The sequence below is a fragment of the Cryobacterium sp. TMT2-18-2 genome (assembly GCF_004402245.1).
In the GTDB taxonomy this organism is placed as follows: domain Bacteria; phylum Actinomycetota; class Actinomycetes; order Actinomycetales; family Microbacteriaceae; genus Cryobacterium; species Cryobacterium sandaracinum.
Map to the genome: position 1 here is coordinate 47,534 of NZ_SOFU01000043.1, position 15,222 is coordinate 62,755.

Sequence of the window (15,222 nt, forward strand, 5' to 3'; positions counted from 1 at the left end):
TGAATCTATTCGGGCCGGCGACCCGCTGCGTCGTCGGTCGCCCGGTCGTCGGCGCGGTAGACCGCCCGGACCACCAGCCACGAGATCACCAGGAGCGGCGCGTAGAGCGGAATCCCCATCAGGAGCTTGACGGCGCCGAGCCACTCCACGTTTCCGGAGTAGTAGAGGGGAAGCTGAACGGCCAGGCGCAGGGCGAACAAGCCAGCCCAGCAGAGCGTGAGAATGCTCAGCACCCGGCGCCTGGACCGGTTCGACCGCCAGGCGATCCCCTCGCCCATCAGGAATCCGACAGCCAGCCCGATCAGCGGCCAGCCGACGACCGCCGAGATGAAAAGTGCACCGCCGTAAAGTCCATTGGTCCAGAATCCGGGCAAAAAGAAGTCTTCGGCGCGGCCGGTGAACAAAGCGAGCACGGCGCTGACGATCAATGCCACCAGGCCGCCGACGGCCGGCGTCACCGTTTGGCGGCTAATCCGGCGTAGCACGATGAAAACGACGCCGATCAGCACCGGCACAACAAGGGACAGCACCAGCGACTGCTCGGGGAAAAGTTGCCGGGTAAAGGTGTAGGTGATCAGGAAGACGAGACCGGGCAGCACGGCCTCGACCAGTCCACGGATGCCGCCCATCGCGGCCAGCAGGGCGCGCCCGCTGATCGCGTCGCCCTCGGCCGCCGGCGTGAAGCCGGCCCGCCGGGCCGCCGCCGCCATGCCGTCGGCGAACGCGGCGGGCACGGGCGAGTCAGACGCGTTCTCCGATGCGTCGGGCTCGAGGGCCTCCTCGGGCAGGGGTGCGTCCGTCATCCCGGCGTTCTTCAGGACTGGCCCGGCTCGGCCGCAGAGGCGGGGGTGGCCGGCATCCGCAGCGGAATGAGGTCACGCGGCGGCATCGGAGCGGATCCGCGCACCACGACGATGCTGCGGAATAGGTCTTCGATCTCGGTCGCGGCGTCGGCGTTGATGGCACCCTCGCCGGCAATCACGCCGCGCAGGAACCAGCGCGGGCCGTCGACTCCGATGAAGCGGGCCAGCCTGCTCATTCCGTCGGATCCCTGACCCGCGGCCACGGGGATCTCTGCCACCAATTCCGGGCCGAACGGGCCTTCGCGCAGAGTCGTCGTTCCCCCCTGCTTGCCGATCTGATCGGCGATCTGGGCGCGAATTTCGTTCCACAGGCCACTTGAGCGGGGCGCGGCGAACGGCTGTACCTGGAGGGTGGAGCCGGCGTAATCGAGCCCGATCGCCACGACCCGCTTGCTGCCTTCTTCGATCTCCAACCGTAGGTGAAGCCCCTCACGCGGGAGGATCTTGACCCCGCCGAGGTCCACGTAGGGCCGCACCGGGTTGGCTTCGGCTTCGTCGAGGGGACCCTCGGTCGCACGATCTTCCGGCGCCGACTTGGCCGTCTCGTCCGGGTTCTCCTCCGGGTTCGCGGTGTCGCTCACTGGTTGTCTCCTGACGTTGAGGTGCCCGTGCTGATGTTCCGGCTCAGGCCGGTGGACCCGAACCCGCCAACTCCGCGTTGGCTGCCGGGCAGCCGATCCACGGGAATGAACGCAGCCCGGCTGACGGGCATGATGATGATCTGGGCGATGCGGTCGCCGATCGCGATCGCATGGGGCGTGGTCTGGTCGGTGTTGAGCAGCGTCACCTTGATCTCGCCGCGATACCCGGCGTCGACGGTGCCCGGCGCGTTCACGATCGTGATGCCGTGCTTTGACGCGAGACCGCTGCGGGGCACGACGAATGCCGCGAAACCGTCGGGCAGGGCGATCGACACGCCCGTGCCGACCAGTGCTCGTTCGCCGGGGGCCAGGACTAGAGCCTCGGAGGAATGAAGGTCCGCTCCCGCGTCACCCGGGTGCGCGTAGCTCGGGAGGATGGACGCGGTAATCAGGACTTCGACGCTTTCTGCCACGTGTCGAGGCTAGTGCAGAAGTCTGATCGAATAGACCCATGCCTGAATATCGCGAAAAACTCTGGGCCTCGCCCGCACCCTATGTGGCGACTGCGCTCATTATTCCTGCCAGCATCCTCGTGTTCGCACCGATTTCGATGCTGGCCGGGGTGCTGCTGGCCGCCGGTCTGTACGCCGCTTGCGTTCTGGCGCTGCTCTTGTCGGCACCGGTGGTGCAGGTGCGGGGCGGTGAGCTCACCGCCGGGCGCGCGACTATATCGATCGATCTGGTCGGCGAGGTTCAGCCCTTCGACGGAGCTGAGGCAGCCCTGGAACGTGGCCAACGGCTCGACGCCCGGGCCTGGCTGCTCATCCGCGGCTGGATTCGGCCCGTCGTGCGAATCCCGATCGTGGATGCGACGGATCCGGCGCCGTATTGGCTGGTGTCGACGCGGCGCCCACAGAAATTGGCCGCCGCGATCAATGGATCGCGACGGCCAGCATCACATGATTGAGCGCGTTTAGGAGTCGCACTCCTGGCATACCGGGCCGAGCTTGGTCTCGTGCGACATCTGCGAACGGTGCTTCACCAGGAAGCACTCCACGCAGGTGAACTCGTCCGCCTGCGGAGGCAGAACGACGACATCGAGGTCGAGGTCGGACAGATCGGCGCCGGGAAGGTCGAAACCACCGGGGTTGTCCGAGTCGTCGACATCTACGACACCGGACATCTTGTCGGGTACGCGCTCCTTGAGGGCCTCAATCGACTCTGAGTCGTCTTCGGTCTTCCGTGGTGCGTCGTAATCGGTTGCCATACCCATCCATTCAGTTACGCCGAGAAAGGATTTCGGCGGCCATAGTTTCCAACAATCCGGGCGGAATAGCAAACTACACGCCGCGCTATTTGCTCGGCACAGTGATCAACTTGCGGCACGCCCGGCGTATTCCCCGAAGATTCACTCTTTACATGGCAGTCTTGGTCGCACTAGTGATGGCGAAAGGGCTTTCAACATGCAGGAATTGAAAGTTATTGGAGTCGAGAGCGGTGCGCTGCTCGCAGCGTCTGAAGAGGGAGACCGATTCAGGATCCCCATCGACGAAGTTCTCCAGTCCCGGCTGCGCCAGGCCCAGGTGGAACCGGCGTCGGGGCCGAAGCTGAGCCCCCGGGAGGTTCAGGCGCACATCCGGGCCGGCATGTCCGCCGAGGACGTCGCCGCGGTCACGGGTGCGGCCATCGAGTTTGTGCGCCGCTTCGAGGGCCCGGTCGTCGCCGAACGCGACTACATGGTCTCTTGCGCGCTGAGCGTGCCGGTGCACACCGCCATCGATCTCGACCCGATCGAGGGCGGCGCCAACTTCGGCACCGTCATCCGTGAGCGTCTGGCCTCGCTCGGCGCTACGAACGAGCGCTGGGCCAGTTGGAAAGAACCCGGCGCCGGCTGGATCGTCAAATTGGCCTTCACTGCCGATGACATCGACCACGACGCTCGGTGGAGCTTCGAACCCAAGAAGAACTCTCTTTCTCCGGTCGGCAGTGAAGCCATCGCCCTGTCGCAACAGGGCGAACTGAAGGGTGCCCTGATCCCGCGGCTGCGGGCCGTCGGCGCCGAGACCAGCCTCGCCGATGTGTCCCGCTTCGACAGCGGCGCCTTCACATTCAAGGAATCACTGTCCGAGGAGACGTTGAACGATACTGCGCCGCTTCTGGACCCGGTGCCGTATTCCCGTTCGGCCGGTACGACGGATGCCGTGTCCCGTGCAGCCATCAAGCGCGCCGACGAACCGCCGCAGAGCCTGAGCGAGACGGCCGACCTGCTGGCGTCACTGCGCCGCCGCCGCGGGGAGCGCGAAGCCGCCGCTTTCGAAAGTAACCAGGTCGAGAGCCATTCCAGCCTCAGCAACCCCGCCAGCACCAGCCCGGCCCCGGGCATCCGTCTGGTGGACCAGCCGGCCGAGGCCGCCGCGGAACCCCACGCCGCTCCCTCGGCTCTCGCCGCTCCGCCGACCGAGGCCCCCCGCAACGCCTGGTCTGCCCAGGCCGCCGGGGGTCAGTCACCGGCCGCAACTCCGCGAGCGTCGGGTCATGGCAAGCGCGGGCGGGCCTCGATGCCCAGCTGGGACGAAATCGTGTTCGGTGCCCGCACCGACGACGACCTGCCCTAGCACCAGGGTTTAAGCGGCACCGGCACCGGTCCGACGTGCCGGTGCATGCGACCCGCCGACGCATTCGACTACCCTAGGCACGTGAGAATCAACACCCGGCTGCGATCCACAAGCCGGATTCCTCTGCTCCAGGCAGTGAAGACATCCGTGGCGGTCGCCCTCGGCTGGATCCTGTCGCAACTGCTACTGGACACGGAGCAGCTGCCGGTCTTCGCCGCGATCGCCGCCCTGCTGGTGGTGCAGCCGAACATCAACCAGACCCTCGGTCGCGCGGTCGAACGCAGTCTGGGTGTTATCGGCGGGGTCATCATCGCCTATGGCGTCGGTGTCGCATTCGGCCAGTCCAGCTGGGTCGTTCTCCTGGCCATCGTGTTCTGCATCATGCTGGCGTGGGCGCTTCGGCTGGCCCCCAGCTCGGCGAGCCAAATTCCAATCAGCGCCATGCTCTTACTCACAATCGGTACGGCTACGGCTGAATACGCGCGGGATCGCATCGTCGAAACCATCATCGGGGCGGCAGCCGCCCTCCTCGTCAACGCCCTGATCGTGCCACCAGTGCTTCTTCGTCCGGCCCACGCGGCTGTGATCCGACTTGCCTACGAGATCGCGGACACCCTCGACCGGATCGTTGACGCCCTGCGGTTTCCGCAGAAGGCCAGCCAGATCGAAGAGATGATGATCAAGGTGCGTCTGCTGCGCCCCATGCTCGCCAAGGCGGATCAGGCGCTCAAGCAGGCCGAGGAGAGCCTCACGCTTAACCCGCGGCATGCGGTGAACCGGCGTCTCCTCGACATCGACGAGGAGCTCTTCGCGCGGCTGACCTCGCTCGTGGCACGCGCGATCGGTATGACCCGGTCCCTGCGCGACCACTACGACCATTCCCTGCACCTCGAGCCCACGGTGCTCGCGATCACTGTCGAGCTGAGCCGTGCCGCCCATGACCTGAGGCTCCTCGCCGAACAGGTGGACCACCCCGGCGCCCAGCAGGTCAGCCTGTCACAGGAACCACCCACCCTGACCGCCCCTCTGATCATTGCGACGCCGCATCCGCAGCACTGGATCCTGATCGGATCGCTGATGGAGGACCTACGCCGGGTGCGTGAGGAGATCAAGGGCGAATAGCCGATGATTTCCGAGGTTCGGAATATGCCCGTCGGATCGAAAGTGAGCGCGCGAATTTCTGTCCCCGGACGCCTGCGCTCGGCCCGAGCAGCGTGGTCTCTCATTCACGAGCACTAACCCGGGGCGCAGAGGGTCGGAGCGACCGCGTCGGTACCCTGACCAAAGGTCAACACGAGAGGGACCCCACTCCCGTGGGGTCCCTCTCGTAATCGTGTCCACCCGGCGCAGACCTCTGCGCGGGAACGACTACGCCTGGTTGAGCGCGGCCTGAAGTTCGATGGTGATGGTGACCTTTTCGCCGAGCAGCATTCCGCCGGTCTCAAGGGCCGCGTTATAGGTGAGGCCGAAGTCGGCGCGGGTGACCTCGGTCTTCGCTGTGGCGCCGGCCTTGTAGTTGCCGTACGGGTCGGTGCCGAAGCCGCCGAACTCGAAGTCGAAGGTTACGGGCTTGGTGACGCCCTTGATGGTGAGGTTGCCGTCGACGAGGAAGTCCTCCTTGACCTGGCGCACGCCGGTAGAGACGAAGCTGATGGTCGGGTAGGTCTCGGCGTCGAAGAAATCGCCGGTGCGCAGGTGGCCGTCGCGGTCCGCCTGGTTGGTGTTGATCGACACGACCTGAGCCGTGGCCGTAACGGAGGAGTCGAGCGGGTTCTCGCCGGTGACGAAGGTCGCGTCGAACTTCTCGAACGTGCCCTTGACCTTGCTGATCATGAGGTGACGGATGCTGAATCCGACCTCACTGTGGGTCGGGTCGATGGTCCAGGTTCCGGCCTTGTAGCCGGGGATGCTCACTGCGGTGGTCTGAGTCATGGGTTCTCCTCAATTCGCGGAACGGTGGATTCTCGTCCTCACTTTCATGCAAGCGCATAGGAAAGTGAATTATTCCGAATCGGGGAGAGTTCTTTTCGACAGTGGTCCGGCCACTCCCGCCTGAATCCCTTGACTGCCTCCGGGGCCGAGGGTACCGTCAGTCGCTCAGGGGGCTGGTGCATGGGTGGAACGGAGGGCTGAAATGCGCTCACGGTTCTTGCTCCCCCTGGGTCTGCTGATCGCCTTGCTCGCCGGGTGCGCGTCCCCGGCCCCTTCGTCTCCCTCCTCTACTACGGCGCCGGGAACCGAGATCGTGGTAATGCGCCCGATCACCGAGGACGGTCTGCCTGCCGCGGGCTTCACCGTCACCGAGGTGACGACCGTCACGCTCGACTGTGGCAGCGCGTCGGTCGATATACGGCCGTCCGCGGTCGCCGTCGACGACAACATCCACGCCTGCACACCGTCGAGCGCGTTCGCCGTAGCGTGCTGGCAGGATGCGGCGCCCGGTTTTGTGGTCTGCTACCGCGACCCGTGGACCACGGAGGTGGTGCGCCTGCCGAGCACCGGGAGCCGGCCGGCGGCCACCGCGCCCGAGCAGGCGCGACCGCTCGGGCTGTTGCTCAGCGACGGGGACCGCTGCCTGATTCGCAGCGGTGGCGTTTGGAACGACCTGACCGAGCACCCCGCCTGGTACGGCACCTACTCGTGCACGGACGATGGTGCGGTCTGGGCCGAGAGCGCAGACGGCATCGATCGGTCAGGTCCCCGGTGGACGGTGCGCGTCGCGCCCATTTCGGGGGAAGATCCGCTCACCACCCGCGAGGTTGTCACGGCGTACTTCGTCGGCACGGCAGAGGGTTAGCGGACTGAGCGCTGACCGGGCGTTCGGCGTACTGGGTCATGACCCTGGTGACACCCCACTGAGGGCGGCCCGGACGCGCAGCACCAGGAGCTTGTAGGCAGCATCATCGATCTGCTCCGACGTGAGCCGCCCGGTATCGACCGCTTCGACGAATCTGCCGATCAGTACGGTGACATCGGTGCCGTACCGTGCGGGATTCGCCGGGAGACCTCGCCGCCCCTCTGGTCGATGCCGATGAGTAGCGGGAGTTCCGGGTCGGGGCTGAGGGCATCCGTCATTGCCCGCATTTCTTCCAGGATGACAGCGGGGCGGCGGCGCTTTTCGCGTCCGTTCCGCGCGCCGCGGTGCAGCCGGAGAGGGTGAGGGCCAGCAGGGCCATGGCGGCGAGCGCCGCCAGGCGGCGGGCTGGGGCCGGGTGTCGTCGGCCGGAGATCATCGGTCCAGGCTGACCCGCCGGCAGCAGTCGTGGCGAAGCGCCCATCCGTTTCACCGCCGGCGCCGTTACAATCGGTCTTCGAGCGGGGAGGCGCGCATGCAGATGAGGGACATGGCCGGCGAGGCCGTGCTGATCGCCGCCGGCGGGCGGTCAATCCTCCTGCAGATCGCCGATCCGGCGATCGGCCACGGAATTGCGCACCACAGCGACTTCGCCTCCCGACCGCTCGATCGGCTGCGCGGCACCCTGACCTACGTGTACGCGGTCGTGTTCGGATCGCCGGAGGCGGCCGGCCGGGCACGGCGCCGGGTCGATCACGCCCACGCCCCGGTGTCGGGCTTGGCCACCGCGGATCGTCCGGCTTACAACGCCTTCACCCCGGAGCTGCAGCTCTGGGTGGCGGCGACCCTATATGACTCCGCCCTGACCATGCGGGAGCTGGTCTACGGCCCGCTTGACGGAGCCACGGCGGACGCGCTCTACCGGGAGTACGCCGTGCTAGGCACGGCGTTGCAGATGCCGGCGGAGCTGTGGCCGCCCAACCGGGCCGCCTTCGGCGCCTACTGGGACCGACGCATCGGCGAGTTGCAGACGGATGCCGCCACGCGCGCCGTGGCACGCCAGCTGCTGCATCCCCGCACCGGGCCGCTCTGGCTGCGGCTGATGATGCCACTGGGCCGGTTCGTGACCGTCGGGCTGCTCCCTGGCTCGGTGCGGGAACTGTTCGGCCTGCCCTGGACCGCGGGGGCGCAGCGCCGCTTCGACCGGCTGATCCGGCTGACCGCACGTGTCTATCCGCGGCTTCCGCGCCGGCTGCGCCACTGGCCCAAGAACCACTACCTGCGCGCGATGCGGTAGTCACCTGGGCTGGCGGTAGTCTGAGGGTTTCCCCAGCCTGAGGATTCCAATGACGCAGCACTCGGCCCCCGCCGCCCCCGGCACGCCCGACGGTCTCGACGCGATCGACCGGCAGATCGTGGCCGAACTCAGCCGCGACGGCCGCCTATCGATGCGCCAGCTGGCCGTGCTCGTGCACATTTCCCGCACCACCGCGCACAGCCGGATGCAGAATCTCGTGCGTCACGGTGTGGTCACCGGATTCGGAGCACAGATCGACCGGCGGGCGCTCGGGCTCAGGGTCTCCGCCCTCGTGATCGTCAAGATCGGCGATGTCTCCTGGGCCGAGATGGCCCGGCGCCTGAGTGAACTGCCCTTCGTCGAAAAAGCTCAGGCCGTGAGCGGCGACATCGACATCATCCTCACCGTCAGCGCTCCGGACCACGAGCAGCTGAGCCAAGCCATCCTGCGCGATATCCACAGCATGCCCGGCGTGATCTCCACCCGGTCCCACCTCATCCTCGAGGAAATCACCGGCCTGCCCCCGGCCCGCGCTGCGGACAGCTGGCGCTGAACGGTCGTTTTCCGCGGACGAATGGTCCGGCGCGACGCAGCTTCGGACCAATCGTTCGCATCCGTCACCCGGACATCGTCTAGGGCGCGGAGATGCCCCACCATTGCGACATGAGCCTCAATGTCGAGAGCCTGGTTGAGAGCCCCCTCGCCGCGCCGCGTCCCCTCCGCCTGATCGATGACACCGGCCGCGCCGCGCCGCTCGATGAGGCCGGCGGGTTTGTCCTGCCGGACCCGGCCACACTACTCAATCTCTACCGGCGCATGGTCGTCGCCCGCCGCTTCGACGTGCAGGTGACCGCGTTGACCCGGCAGGGACGCCTGGCGACGTACCCATCAGCTCTCGGCCAGGAGGCCTGCGAGATCGCCGCGGTCGCCGCCCTCGGCGCCGAGGACTGGCTCTTCCCCACCTACCGGGACAGCATCGCCCTACTGTCCCGCGGCGTACCGCCCGAGCACATCCTGGCCTCGTTCCGTGGGGACTGGCACAGCGGTTACGACCAGAACGCCCACCGGATCGCCCCGCAGTCCACCCCTCTGGCGACACAGGCACTGCACGCCGTGGGGCTCGCGACCGCGTCCAAGCTCAAACGGGAACGCACCGTCGCACTGACCCTGCTCGGCGACGGCGCCACCAGCGAGGGGGACGCCCACGAGGCGTTCAACTTCGCTGCCGTCTGGCAGGCCCCGGTCGTCTTCGTAGTGCAGAACAACCAGTACGCGATCAGCGTGCCACTGGACAAGCAGATGCGCTGCCGCACCATCGCCGACAAGGCCATCGGCTACGGGATGCCTGGCTACTTTGTGGACGGCAACGACGTCGCCGCGATGTACGCGGTCACCACGACGGCAGTGGAGAACGCCCGCGCCGGCCACGGTCCAACCCTGATCGAAGGTCTGACCTATCGGATGGAGGCACACACGAACTCCGACGACCCGAGCCGCTACCGCGATCCCGGGGATCTGGAGATCTGGCGACGCCGCGACCCGATCACCCGCCTGGACACCTACCTGTGCGAAATCGGCGCGCTGAACGACGCGGAGCGTACGGACATCCGTGCCGAGGCCGAGGACCTGGCGGCGGACACCCGCGAATGCATGACCCGGTCCGCCCCAGTGGATCCGCTGGAGCTGTTCGACCACGTCTACGCGACCCCGCGCGCCGCCCTGGCGGAACAACGAGCCTTCCTCGCAGCCGAGCTCGCCGAGCACGCAGAGCACGCAGAGCACGCAGAGCACGCAGAGCACGCAGAGCACGCCGCCGCAGCATCCGTCGCCGCCCACTCAGGAGTCAACTCATGACGCTCCCCGACACCGCACCGACGCCCCTGCGCGCACCGGTCACTCTCACCATGGCGGCGGCGCTGAATGCCGCGATCCAGGACGCGATGCGCGACGATCCGACCGTCGTGCTGTTCGGTGAGGATGTCGGCCCGCTCGGCGGCGTCTTCCGGGTGACTGACGGGCTGTACGCCGAATTCGGGGAGAGCCGAGTGAGCGACTCGCCGCTGGCCGAATCGGGGATCGTGGGCACCGCGATCGGCATGGCCATGTACGGCCTGCGCCCGGTGGTCGAGATGCAGTTCGACGCGTTCAGCTACCCGGCGTTTGAGCAGATCGTTTCGCACGTGGCCAAGATGCGCAACCGCACCCGTGGGCGCATCCAGCTGCCCATTGTGATCCGGATCCCCTACGCCGGCGATATCGGGGGTGTGGAACACCACTCCGATTCCTCCGAGGCCTACTGGACGGCCACGCCCGGTCTCACTGTGGTCTCGCCATCGAATCCGGCGGATGCCTATTCGATGCTCCGCGAGGCCATTGTTTCTGACGACCCGGTCATTTTCCTCGAACCCAAGAGCCGGTACTGGGCCAAGGCCGAGCTCAGCCTGCCTGTGCGCACCGCGCCGATGACCACCGCGGTCGTGCTGAGGGAGGGAACCGACGTCACGCTGATCGCCTACGGTCCGACCGTGAAAACGGCCCTCGCGACGGCCGAGCTGGCCGTCGCCGAGGGGCTCTCGATCGAGGTGATCGACCTGCGCAGCCTCTCCCCGTTCGACGACGAGACGGTGGGTGCCTCCCTGCGGAAGACCTCCCGCGCTGCTGTGCTGCACGAGGCGGCGCAGTTCGGCGGCTACGGGGCCGAGGTTGCCGCCCGGCTGACCGAGCGCAACTTCTTCCACCTGGCAGCGCCGATCCTGCGGATCACGGGTTTCGATATCCCCTATCCCTCCCCCAAGCTCGAGCAATACTTTCTTCCCACTCCCGACCGCATCCTGGCCGCCCTAGGAACCTGGGAGTGGAACTGATGGCTCAAAACTTCATCCTGCCCGACCTCGGCGAAGGACTCACCGAGGCTGAAATCGTGTCCTGGCTGGTGGCCGTGGGCGACACCATCACCATCGACCAGCCCGTGGTGGAGGTCGAATCGGCCAAGTCCATCGTGGAGTTGCCGTCGCCGTTCGGCGGTGTGGTCGAGGCCCTGAACGGGGTCGCCGGCCAGATCGTTCACGCCGGGCAGGTGCTGCTGACAGTGACGGATGCCGCCGAGGCCGACACCGCACGGCCGACCGCTCGGACTGCTGTATCGCCCGCAGCGATTTCAGCCGGGGTTCCGGTCACGGAGGTCGACGGGTCGGCATCCGGTGCCGTGCTCATCGGCTACGGCACGAGCGAGATCACGCGTCCCGTGCGGCGCCCTGCCACTGCGCGCTTCGGCGTGCGATCCGGCTCAGCGGCTCCGGTCCTCGCGGCAATCGTCGAACCGGTCTCCGACGTGACTCCGGCCACCCCGGTAACGGCTCCCACCTCTGCGTCTTACCTGGCCGGCCGCTCCCCCGTGGTCTCACCGCTGGTTCGGCGTCTGGCCCGCGAAAACGGCCTCGACGCGACCCTGCTGATCGGCAGCGGGAGCAACGCGCTTGTGCTGCGCCGGGACGTGGAATCGGCAATCCGGGAACGGGCCGCAGTGGTTGAGTCCACACCGGTGGTCGATCCCGCGGCACTGGCCCAACCTGCACCCGTGGCGGAGCCGGTCGTATTCCGGGCCGCGCCCACCGACGACATCCGCATCCCGATCACCGGCCTGCGCAGGGTGGTGTCGGAGCGAATGACCGTCTCGCGCCGGGAGATCCCCGAGGCAACCGTCTGGCTCGATGTGGACGCCACCGAGCTCTTCGCCGCGCGGGACCGCCTCTTCGAAGCCACAGGTGAGCGCTTCAGCGTGACTGCGCTGATCGCCCGGTTCACGGTGGCCGGACTGCGCCGGTTTCCGCTGCTGAACTCCTCAGTCGACACGGCCAGCCAAGAGATCCTGCAACGCGGTGCCATCAACCTCGGGCTCGCCGCTCAGACCCCGCGGGGGCTGATGGTGCCGGTGGTGCACGACGCCCACTCACTGACCACACGCGAACTGCGGGATGCGATCGCCGGTATCGTGACCCAAGCGGCGGATGGCTCGTTTTCCCCATCTCGACTCAGCGGCGGCACCTTCACCCTGAACAACTTCGGTGCTCTGGGTGTCGACGGGTCAGCAGCGATCATCAACCACCCCGAGGCTGCAATTCTGGGCATCGGGCGGATGATCGAGCGCCCCTGGGTGGTCAATCACGCCCTTGCGGTGCGCACTGTGGTCGAGCTGTCGCTGGTCTTCGACCACCGGGTCTGTGACGGAGGCACCGCCGCCGGTTTCCTCACCTACGTCGCACGCTGCATCGAGAACCCGGTGAGCATGCTCGCCGACCTCTGACCGAGCCGCGAACCGCCTCGACCCTGCTGTGCCATCTGGGGTCGAGGCGTGCGCCGGGTCGTCTACGACAGGCAAAGACACCTCGGGGCAGGGGTCCTGCCACTGGGGTGTGTTGCCATTGACGCCCTCAAGTGCGAATCCTCACCGGACGGGCTATCCGGGCGGGCGTTGACGTTTCTTGCAAGGGTTCACTCGGCCATCGGTGTGTGCGCGAGACGATCGTGCGGGACTCGGAGGCGCGCCAACTAGCGCTGCGATAACCGCGCTACTTATCGATCACGGTCACAGCGATGCCCTGGCGACTGGGTGTGACACGAAACTTCTATCCTTCACGCGTGTTGTCGGGCCATGCATAACCACGGGTTTCCGTCCGAGACGCATCGCAGCAACCGCACATTTTGGAAAGTGCGCAACGGGCATGACGTGGGGGGTGCCGTGGAATACTTGCGGCCGAATTTAGCTGGCCACCGACAGAGAGATGGTCTTCCATGACCGAATTCAACCCGACGGGGGCGTCACCGCTGCGTGCGCTGCGCGATCTTTCAGAAACTACAGGTGAGCGACGAGAATCCGGAAGGCTTGCCCGTAAACGTGCGGGTCGGAGGCGAACAGGGGTATGGGATGAGGCGGCACGAGGCCACGACGCTCTGGAAACGATCCTGTCCCAAGACAGTATCCGGGTCCCCGAGCTCCTCCCCATTCGCCACGATCGAATGGCGGCCTCTCCTTGGAACTATTTCCGAGGGGCTGCGGCCGTCATGGCAGCCGACCTCGCCTCTCAACCGAACAGTGGGCTCAATGTGCAGCTCTGCGGTGATGCCCATGTCCTCAATTTCGGCCTTTGGGCCACTCCAGAGCGGCGCCTGATGTTTGACCTGCGCGATTTTGACGAGACGCTACCTGGACCCTTCGAGTGGGATGTGAAGCGGCTCGCGGCCAGTTTGGTGGTAGCCGCACGCCAGGACAGGATTAGCGCGAGACGCGCTGATGCTGCCGTGGGCGCTGCTATCGAGGCCTATCAGATCCGGATGCGCCGCTACGCCACCGCGCCCGAGCTAGACATTTGGTACGACGGCATGCACGTTGAGAGGTTGGTCAATTACTTCAAGCCTGCCGATCGCGGGGGCGTGTCGATCCACATCGAGAAGCAGAAGGAGCGGCGCACAAGCCGGCATGCCTTCACCAAGCTCACTGACATGGTTCACGGTCGCCCGCGCATCACCGAAGATCCACCGATCCGGGTCACCATCGACGCGCCACCGACATCTTTGTCGGTTGGGGCTCGTTCCACGGGAGGGACTATTACGTACGCCAATTCCGTGACATGAAGATTATCCCGAGCATCGACCTTGTCGGCTCACGCCTCATCGAGTTTGCCACTGCCTGTGGCGAGACATTAGCTCGCGCCCACGCCCGCTCCGGCGACCCGCAAGCCATAAGCAGCTACATGGGAAAAGGTCCTCAGTTCGCCACAGGAATGACAGAGTTTTCCCGCCGCTACGCCGAGCAGAACGAGCGGGATCACGTACAGCTGGTCAAGGCCATCGCCGACAAGACCGTCGAGAGCATGCCGCGGTGATAGACACTGTCGACGACCGGGGCTCTACCGCGGCACCGACAGCAAGAGGAGTCCCAGTCCGTTCGCGCCAGCGCTAGGCGCGGCAGAGCAGCGAGCGGACTACGGCCCACACGGGGTTGCGCGTTTGGCGTTGGGCGAAAACAAATGTGCAACAGACCGTTGCACGCAGTCGCGTGGGAGGCTTACTCAGGGGTAGGCATGTCTTGACGGGTAGGCAACGGCTCTGCATGCCGCGCTCGTCGAGCAGGAGAGGACGGGCAAGTGACGGGACCTGTAATGGAGCCAGCGGCGCCTGAACGGTCCCGGTACGGCTGGGGTGCCGTATCTCTGATCGTCGCAGCCTTACTGGTTACCGGATCCGTCGCCGGAACTCTTGTGTTCATTGTCCCGGCCACAGTCGGCATAGTCATGCTCTGTGGTGGTCCGTTCTATGCGGGCTACTTCGTGCCCACAATGATTGCACGCTGGCGCCGAGCAGCTCTGAGAGCGGATGCCTCTGAGGTCCTCGATCAGGAGGGGTTTCCGAATCAGCGATATATCCTGCATTTTGGGACGACGAATCAGCGAATGACTCTGCTCCTGAACGCTGTGCTCATTGTCAACTTGGTCTCGTTCGGACTGTTCCAGTTGATCAGCCGTCTGAATCCCCGCAGTGATGACGTCCTGGCCTCACCTGTGTTGATCTTCGGCATTATTGCGGTCGTTGCCGGTATTCCGCTCATTGTCTTGAATCTCAAGTGGAGACTGAACAAGGCAACGGTCCCAGTGGAGACGATGGCGCTCCGACATCAACTGGGATCGTGGCGGTTCATCCGCGCAGGCCGAATCCTATCCATGGCCGTGTGGTGTGGTTACCCGGCAGCGTCGATTCTGGTGATTGCTCTCGGTATGGCATCCGGGCAGTGACCGCGGTGGCGATCGGTGGCATGTGTCCCACGAAACGATCTACCATGCCCTCTAATGGCCGGGAAACAGCAGTTTGACCGGGAAATTGAAACCCCACCTCCGAACGGGTCTGCCGACCACTGGAATTGGCCCGAGAACTCACCTGGCAGAAGTGGTCCTGTTCTCGGTCGGCGTTAACAGCCACGGTCAGGCGACTCTCTGAATTCGTCCAGACAGCACGGGCTGGCTGAAGAAATCGGTTGCGCGAGCACACGTGAACAAGCAGTGGCTACGGTAAGCCTCCG

General features: G+C 66.0%; 18 protein-coding genes. 12 read left to right on the forward strand and 6 right to left on the reverse strand.

The window, feature by feature from the left end; genetic code table 11:
* Positions 1–5: 5 nt before the first annotated feature.
* Genes E3O22_RS15520 through dut form a run of 3 tightly spaced genes read right to left on the reverse strand, consistent with a single transcriptional unit; the run spans position 6 to position 1,917 of the window.
* Positions 6–803: a DUF3159 domain-containing protein gene (locus tag E3O22_RS15520; protein WP_134396196.1), complete on the reverse strand. Its 798-nt coding sequence runs from the start codon at positions 801–803 to the stop codon at positions 6–8.
* Between the two features lie 11 nt (positions 804–814).
* On the reverse strand, positions 815–1,444 hold the full coding sequence (locus tag E3O22_RS15525; protein WP_134396195.1) for a DUF3710 domain-containing protein: 630 nt from the start codon (positions 1,442–1,444) through the stop codon (positions 815–817).
* A complete protein-coding gene (dut, locus tag E3O22_RS15530) occupies positions 1,441–1,917 on the reverse strand; it encodes a dUTP diphosphatase (RefSeq protein WP_134396194.1) in 477 nt (158 codons plus the stop codon). Before dut ends, E3O22_RS15525 begins: the two co-directional genes overlap by 4 nt.
* 38 nt (positions 1,918–1,955) lie before the next feature.
* On the opposite strand from dut, the gene E3O22_RS15535 reads away from it, so the two are divergent.
* The gene (locus E3O22_RS15535; protein ID WP_134396193.1) at positions 1,956–2,411 is read left to right on the forward strand and encodes a DUF3093 domain-containing protein; all 456 of its coding nucleotides are present in this window, start codon (positions 1,956–1,958) and stop codon (positions 2,409–2,411) included.
* Between the two features lie 6 nt (positions 2,412–2,417).
* On the opposite strand, the gene E3O22_RS15540 is transcribed toward E3O22_RS15535, so the two are convergent.
* Entirely contained in the window at positions 2,418–2,711 is a 294-nt protein-coding gene (locus tag E3O22_RS15540; RefSeq protein ID WP_134396192.1) for a DUF4193 domain-containing protein, read from the reverse strand.
* A 196-nt stretch (positions 2,712–2,907) separates the two neighbouring features.
* Between E3O22_RS15540 and sepH the strand changes: the two genes are divergently transcribed.
* Together sepH and E3O22_RS15550 are read left to right on the forward strand one after the other, a co-directional pair.
* On the forward strand, positions 2,908–4,059 hold the full coding sequence (gene sepH, locus E3O22_RS15545) for a septation protein SepH (protein WP_134396191.1): 1,152 nt from the start codon (positions 2,908–2,910) through the stop codon (positions 4,057–4,059).
* Between the two features lie 81 nt (positions 4,060–4,140).
* Positions 4,141–5,181: an aromatic acid exporter family protein gene (locus tag E3O22_RS15550; protein WP_134396190.1), complete on the forward strand. Its 1,041-nt coding sequence runs from the start codon at positions 4,141–4,143 to the stop codon at positions 5,179–5,181.
* A gap of 246 nt (positions 5,182–5,427) precedes the next feature.
* On the opposite strand, the gene E3O22_RS15555 is transcribed toward E3O22_RS15550, so the two are convergent.
* Positions 5,428–5,991 (reverse strand): YceI family protein, encoded by a 564-nt coding sequence (locus tag E3O22_RS15555; protein ID WP_134396189.1) that lies wholly within the window; start codon positions 5,989–5,991, stop codon positions 5,428–5,430.
* 319 nt (positions 5,992–6,310) lie between these two features.
* Between E3O22_RS15555 and E3O22_RS15560 the strand changes: the two genes are divergently transcribed.
* Entirely contained in the window at positions 6,311–6,856 is a 546-nt protein-coding gene (locus E3O22_RS15560; protein WP_134396188.1) for a hypothetical protein, read from the forward strand.
* Positions 6,857–7,130: 274 nt separating this feature from the next.
* Here E3O22_RS15560 and E3O22_RS16015 read toward each other — a convergent pair whose 3' ends face one another.
* Positions 7,131–7,292, reverse strand: coding sequence for a hypothetical protein (locus tag E3O22_RS16015; protein WP_166784681.1), 162 nt, complete (start codon positions 7,290–7,292; stop codon positions 7,131–7,133).
* A gap of 96 nt (positions 7,293–7,388) precedes the next feature.
* Here E3O22_RS16015 and E3O22_RS15565 point away from each other — a divergent pair, with 96 nt between their 5' ends.
* From E3O22_RS15565 to E3O22_RS15595, 8 genes are all read left to right on the forward strand, one after another.
* Positions 7,389–8,150 carry an oxygenase MpaB family protein gene (locus E3O22_RS15565; protein ID WP_241976687.1) on the forward strand — a complete coding sequence of 254 codons (762 nt, stop codon included), beginning with the start codon at positions 7,389–7,391 and terminating at the stop codon, positions 8,148–8,150.
* Between the two features lie 49 nt (positions 8,151–8,199).
* Positions 8,200–8,703, forward strand: coding sequence for an Lrp/AsnC family transcriptional regulator (locus tag E3O22_RS15570; RefSeq protein ID WP_134396187.1), 504 nt, complete (start codon positions 8,200–8,202; stop codon positions 8,701–8,703).
* Between the two features lie 110 nt (positions 8,704–8,813).
* Positions 8,814–10,004, forward strand: a complete 1,191-nt coding sequence (gene pdhA, locus E3O22_RS15575; RefSeq protein ID WP_134396186.1) for a pyruvate dehydrogenase (acetyl-transferring) E1 component subunit alpha — start codon at positions 8,814–8,816, stop codon at positions 10,002–10,004.
* Entirely contained in the window at positions 10,001–11,014 is a 1,014-nt protein-coding gene (locus tag E3O22_RS15580) for an alpha-ketoacid dehydrogenase subunit beta (protein ID WP_134396185.1), read from the forward strand. The genes pdhA and E3O22_RS15580 overlap by 4 nt, the downstream gene beginning before the upstream one ends.
* Positions 11,014–12,453, forward strand: a complete 1,440-nt coding sequence (locus tag E3O22_RS15585; protein WP_134396184.1) for a dihydrolipoamide acetyltransferase family protein — start codon at positions 11,014–11,016, stop codon at positions 12,451–12,453. Before E3O22_RS15580 ends, E3O22_RS15585 begins: the two co-directional genes overlap by 1 nt.
* Positions 12,454–12,941: 488 nt before the next feature.
* Positions 12,942–13,781 (forward strand): DUF2252 family protein, encoded by an 840-nt coding sequence (locus tag E3O22_RS15590; protein WP_198410637.1) that lies wholly within the window; start codon positions 12,942–12,944, stop codon positions 13,779–13,781.
* The gene (locus E3O22_RS16175; RefSeq protein ID WP_198410638.1) at positions 13,718–14,032 is read left to right on the forward strand and encodes a DUF2252 family protein; all 315 of its coding nucleotides are present in this window, start codon (positions 13,718–13,720) and stop codon (positions 14,030–14,032) included. The genes E3O22_RS15590 and E3O22_RS16175 overlap by 64 nt, the downstream gene beginning before the upstream one ends.
* A 567-nt stretch (positions 14,033–14,599) precedes the next feature.
* Positions 14,600–14,938, forward strand: coding sequence for a hypothetical protein (locus E3O22_RS15595; RefSeq protein ID WP_134396183.1), 339 nt, complete (start codon positions 14,600–14,602; stop codon positions 14,936–14,938).
* Positions 14,939–15,222: the final 284 nt, after the last annotated feature.

Bases quoted from the DNA above. Each gene is read 5' to 3' on its own strand.
- sepH (WP_134396191.1), top strand. From the start codon at position 2,908: ATGCAGGAATTGAAAGTTATTGGAGTCGAGAGCGGTGCGCTGCTCGCA.
- E3O22_RS15535 (WP_134396193.1), top strand. From the start codon at position 1,956: ATGCCTGAATATCGCGAAAAACTCTGGGCCTCGCCCGCACCCTATGTG.
- pdhA (WP_134396186.1), top strand. From the start codon at position 8,814: ATGAGCCTCAATGTCGAGAGCCTGGTTGAGAGCCCCCTCGCCGCGCCG.
- E3O22_RS15595 (WP_134396183.1), top strand. From the start codon at position 14,600: ATGACTCTGCTCCTGAACGCTGTGCTCATTGTCAACTTGGTCTCGTTC.
- E3O22_RS15590 (WP_198410637.1), top strand. From the start codon at position 12,942: ATGACCGAATTCAACCCGACGGGGGCGTCACCGCTGCGTGCGCTGCGC.
- E3O22_RS16015 (WP_166784681.1), bottom strand. From the start codon at position 7,292: ATGATCTCCGGCCGACGACACCCGGCCCCAGCCCGCCGCCTGGCGGCG.
- E3O22_RS15585 (WP_134396184.1), top strand. From the start codon at position 11,014: ATGGCTCAAAACTTCATCCTGCCCGACCTCGGCGAAGGACTCACCGAG.
- E3O22_RS15520 (WP_134396196.1), bottom strand. From the start codon at position 803: ATGACGGACGCACCCCTGCCCGAGGAGGCCCTCGAGCCCGACGCATCG.
- E3O22_RS15580 (WP_134396185.1), top strand. From the start codon at position 10,001: ATGACGCTCCCCGACACCGCACCGACGCCCCTGCGCGCACCGGTCACT.
- E3O22_RS15560 (WP_134396188.1), top strand. From the start codon at position 6,311: ATGCGCCCGATCACCGAGGACGGTCTGCCTGCCGCGGGCTTCACCGTC.
- E3O22_RS15555 (WP_134396189.1), bottom strand. From the start codon at position 5,991: ATGACTCAGACCACCGCAGTGAGCATCCCCGGCTACAAGGCCGGAACC.
- E3O22_RS15570 (WP_134396187.1), top strand. From the start codon at position 8,200: ATGACGCAGCACTCGGCCCCCGCCGCCCCCGGCACGCCCGACGGTCTC.
- E3O22_RS15540 (WP_134396192.1), bottom strand. From the start codon at position 2,711: ATGGCAACCGATTACGACGCACCACGGAAGACCGAAGACGACTCAGAG.
- E3O22_RS15565 (WP_241976687.1), top strand. From the start codon at position 7,389: ATGCAGATGAGGGACATGGCCGGCGAGGCCGTGCTGATCGCCGCCGGC.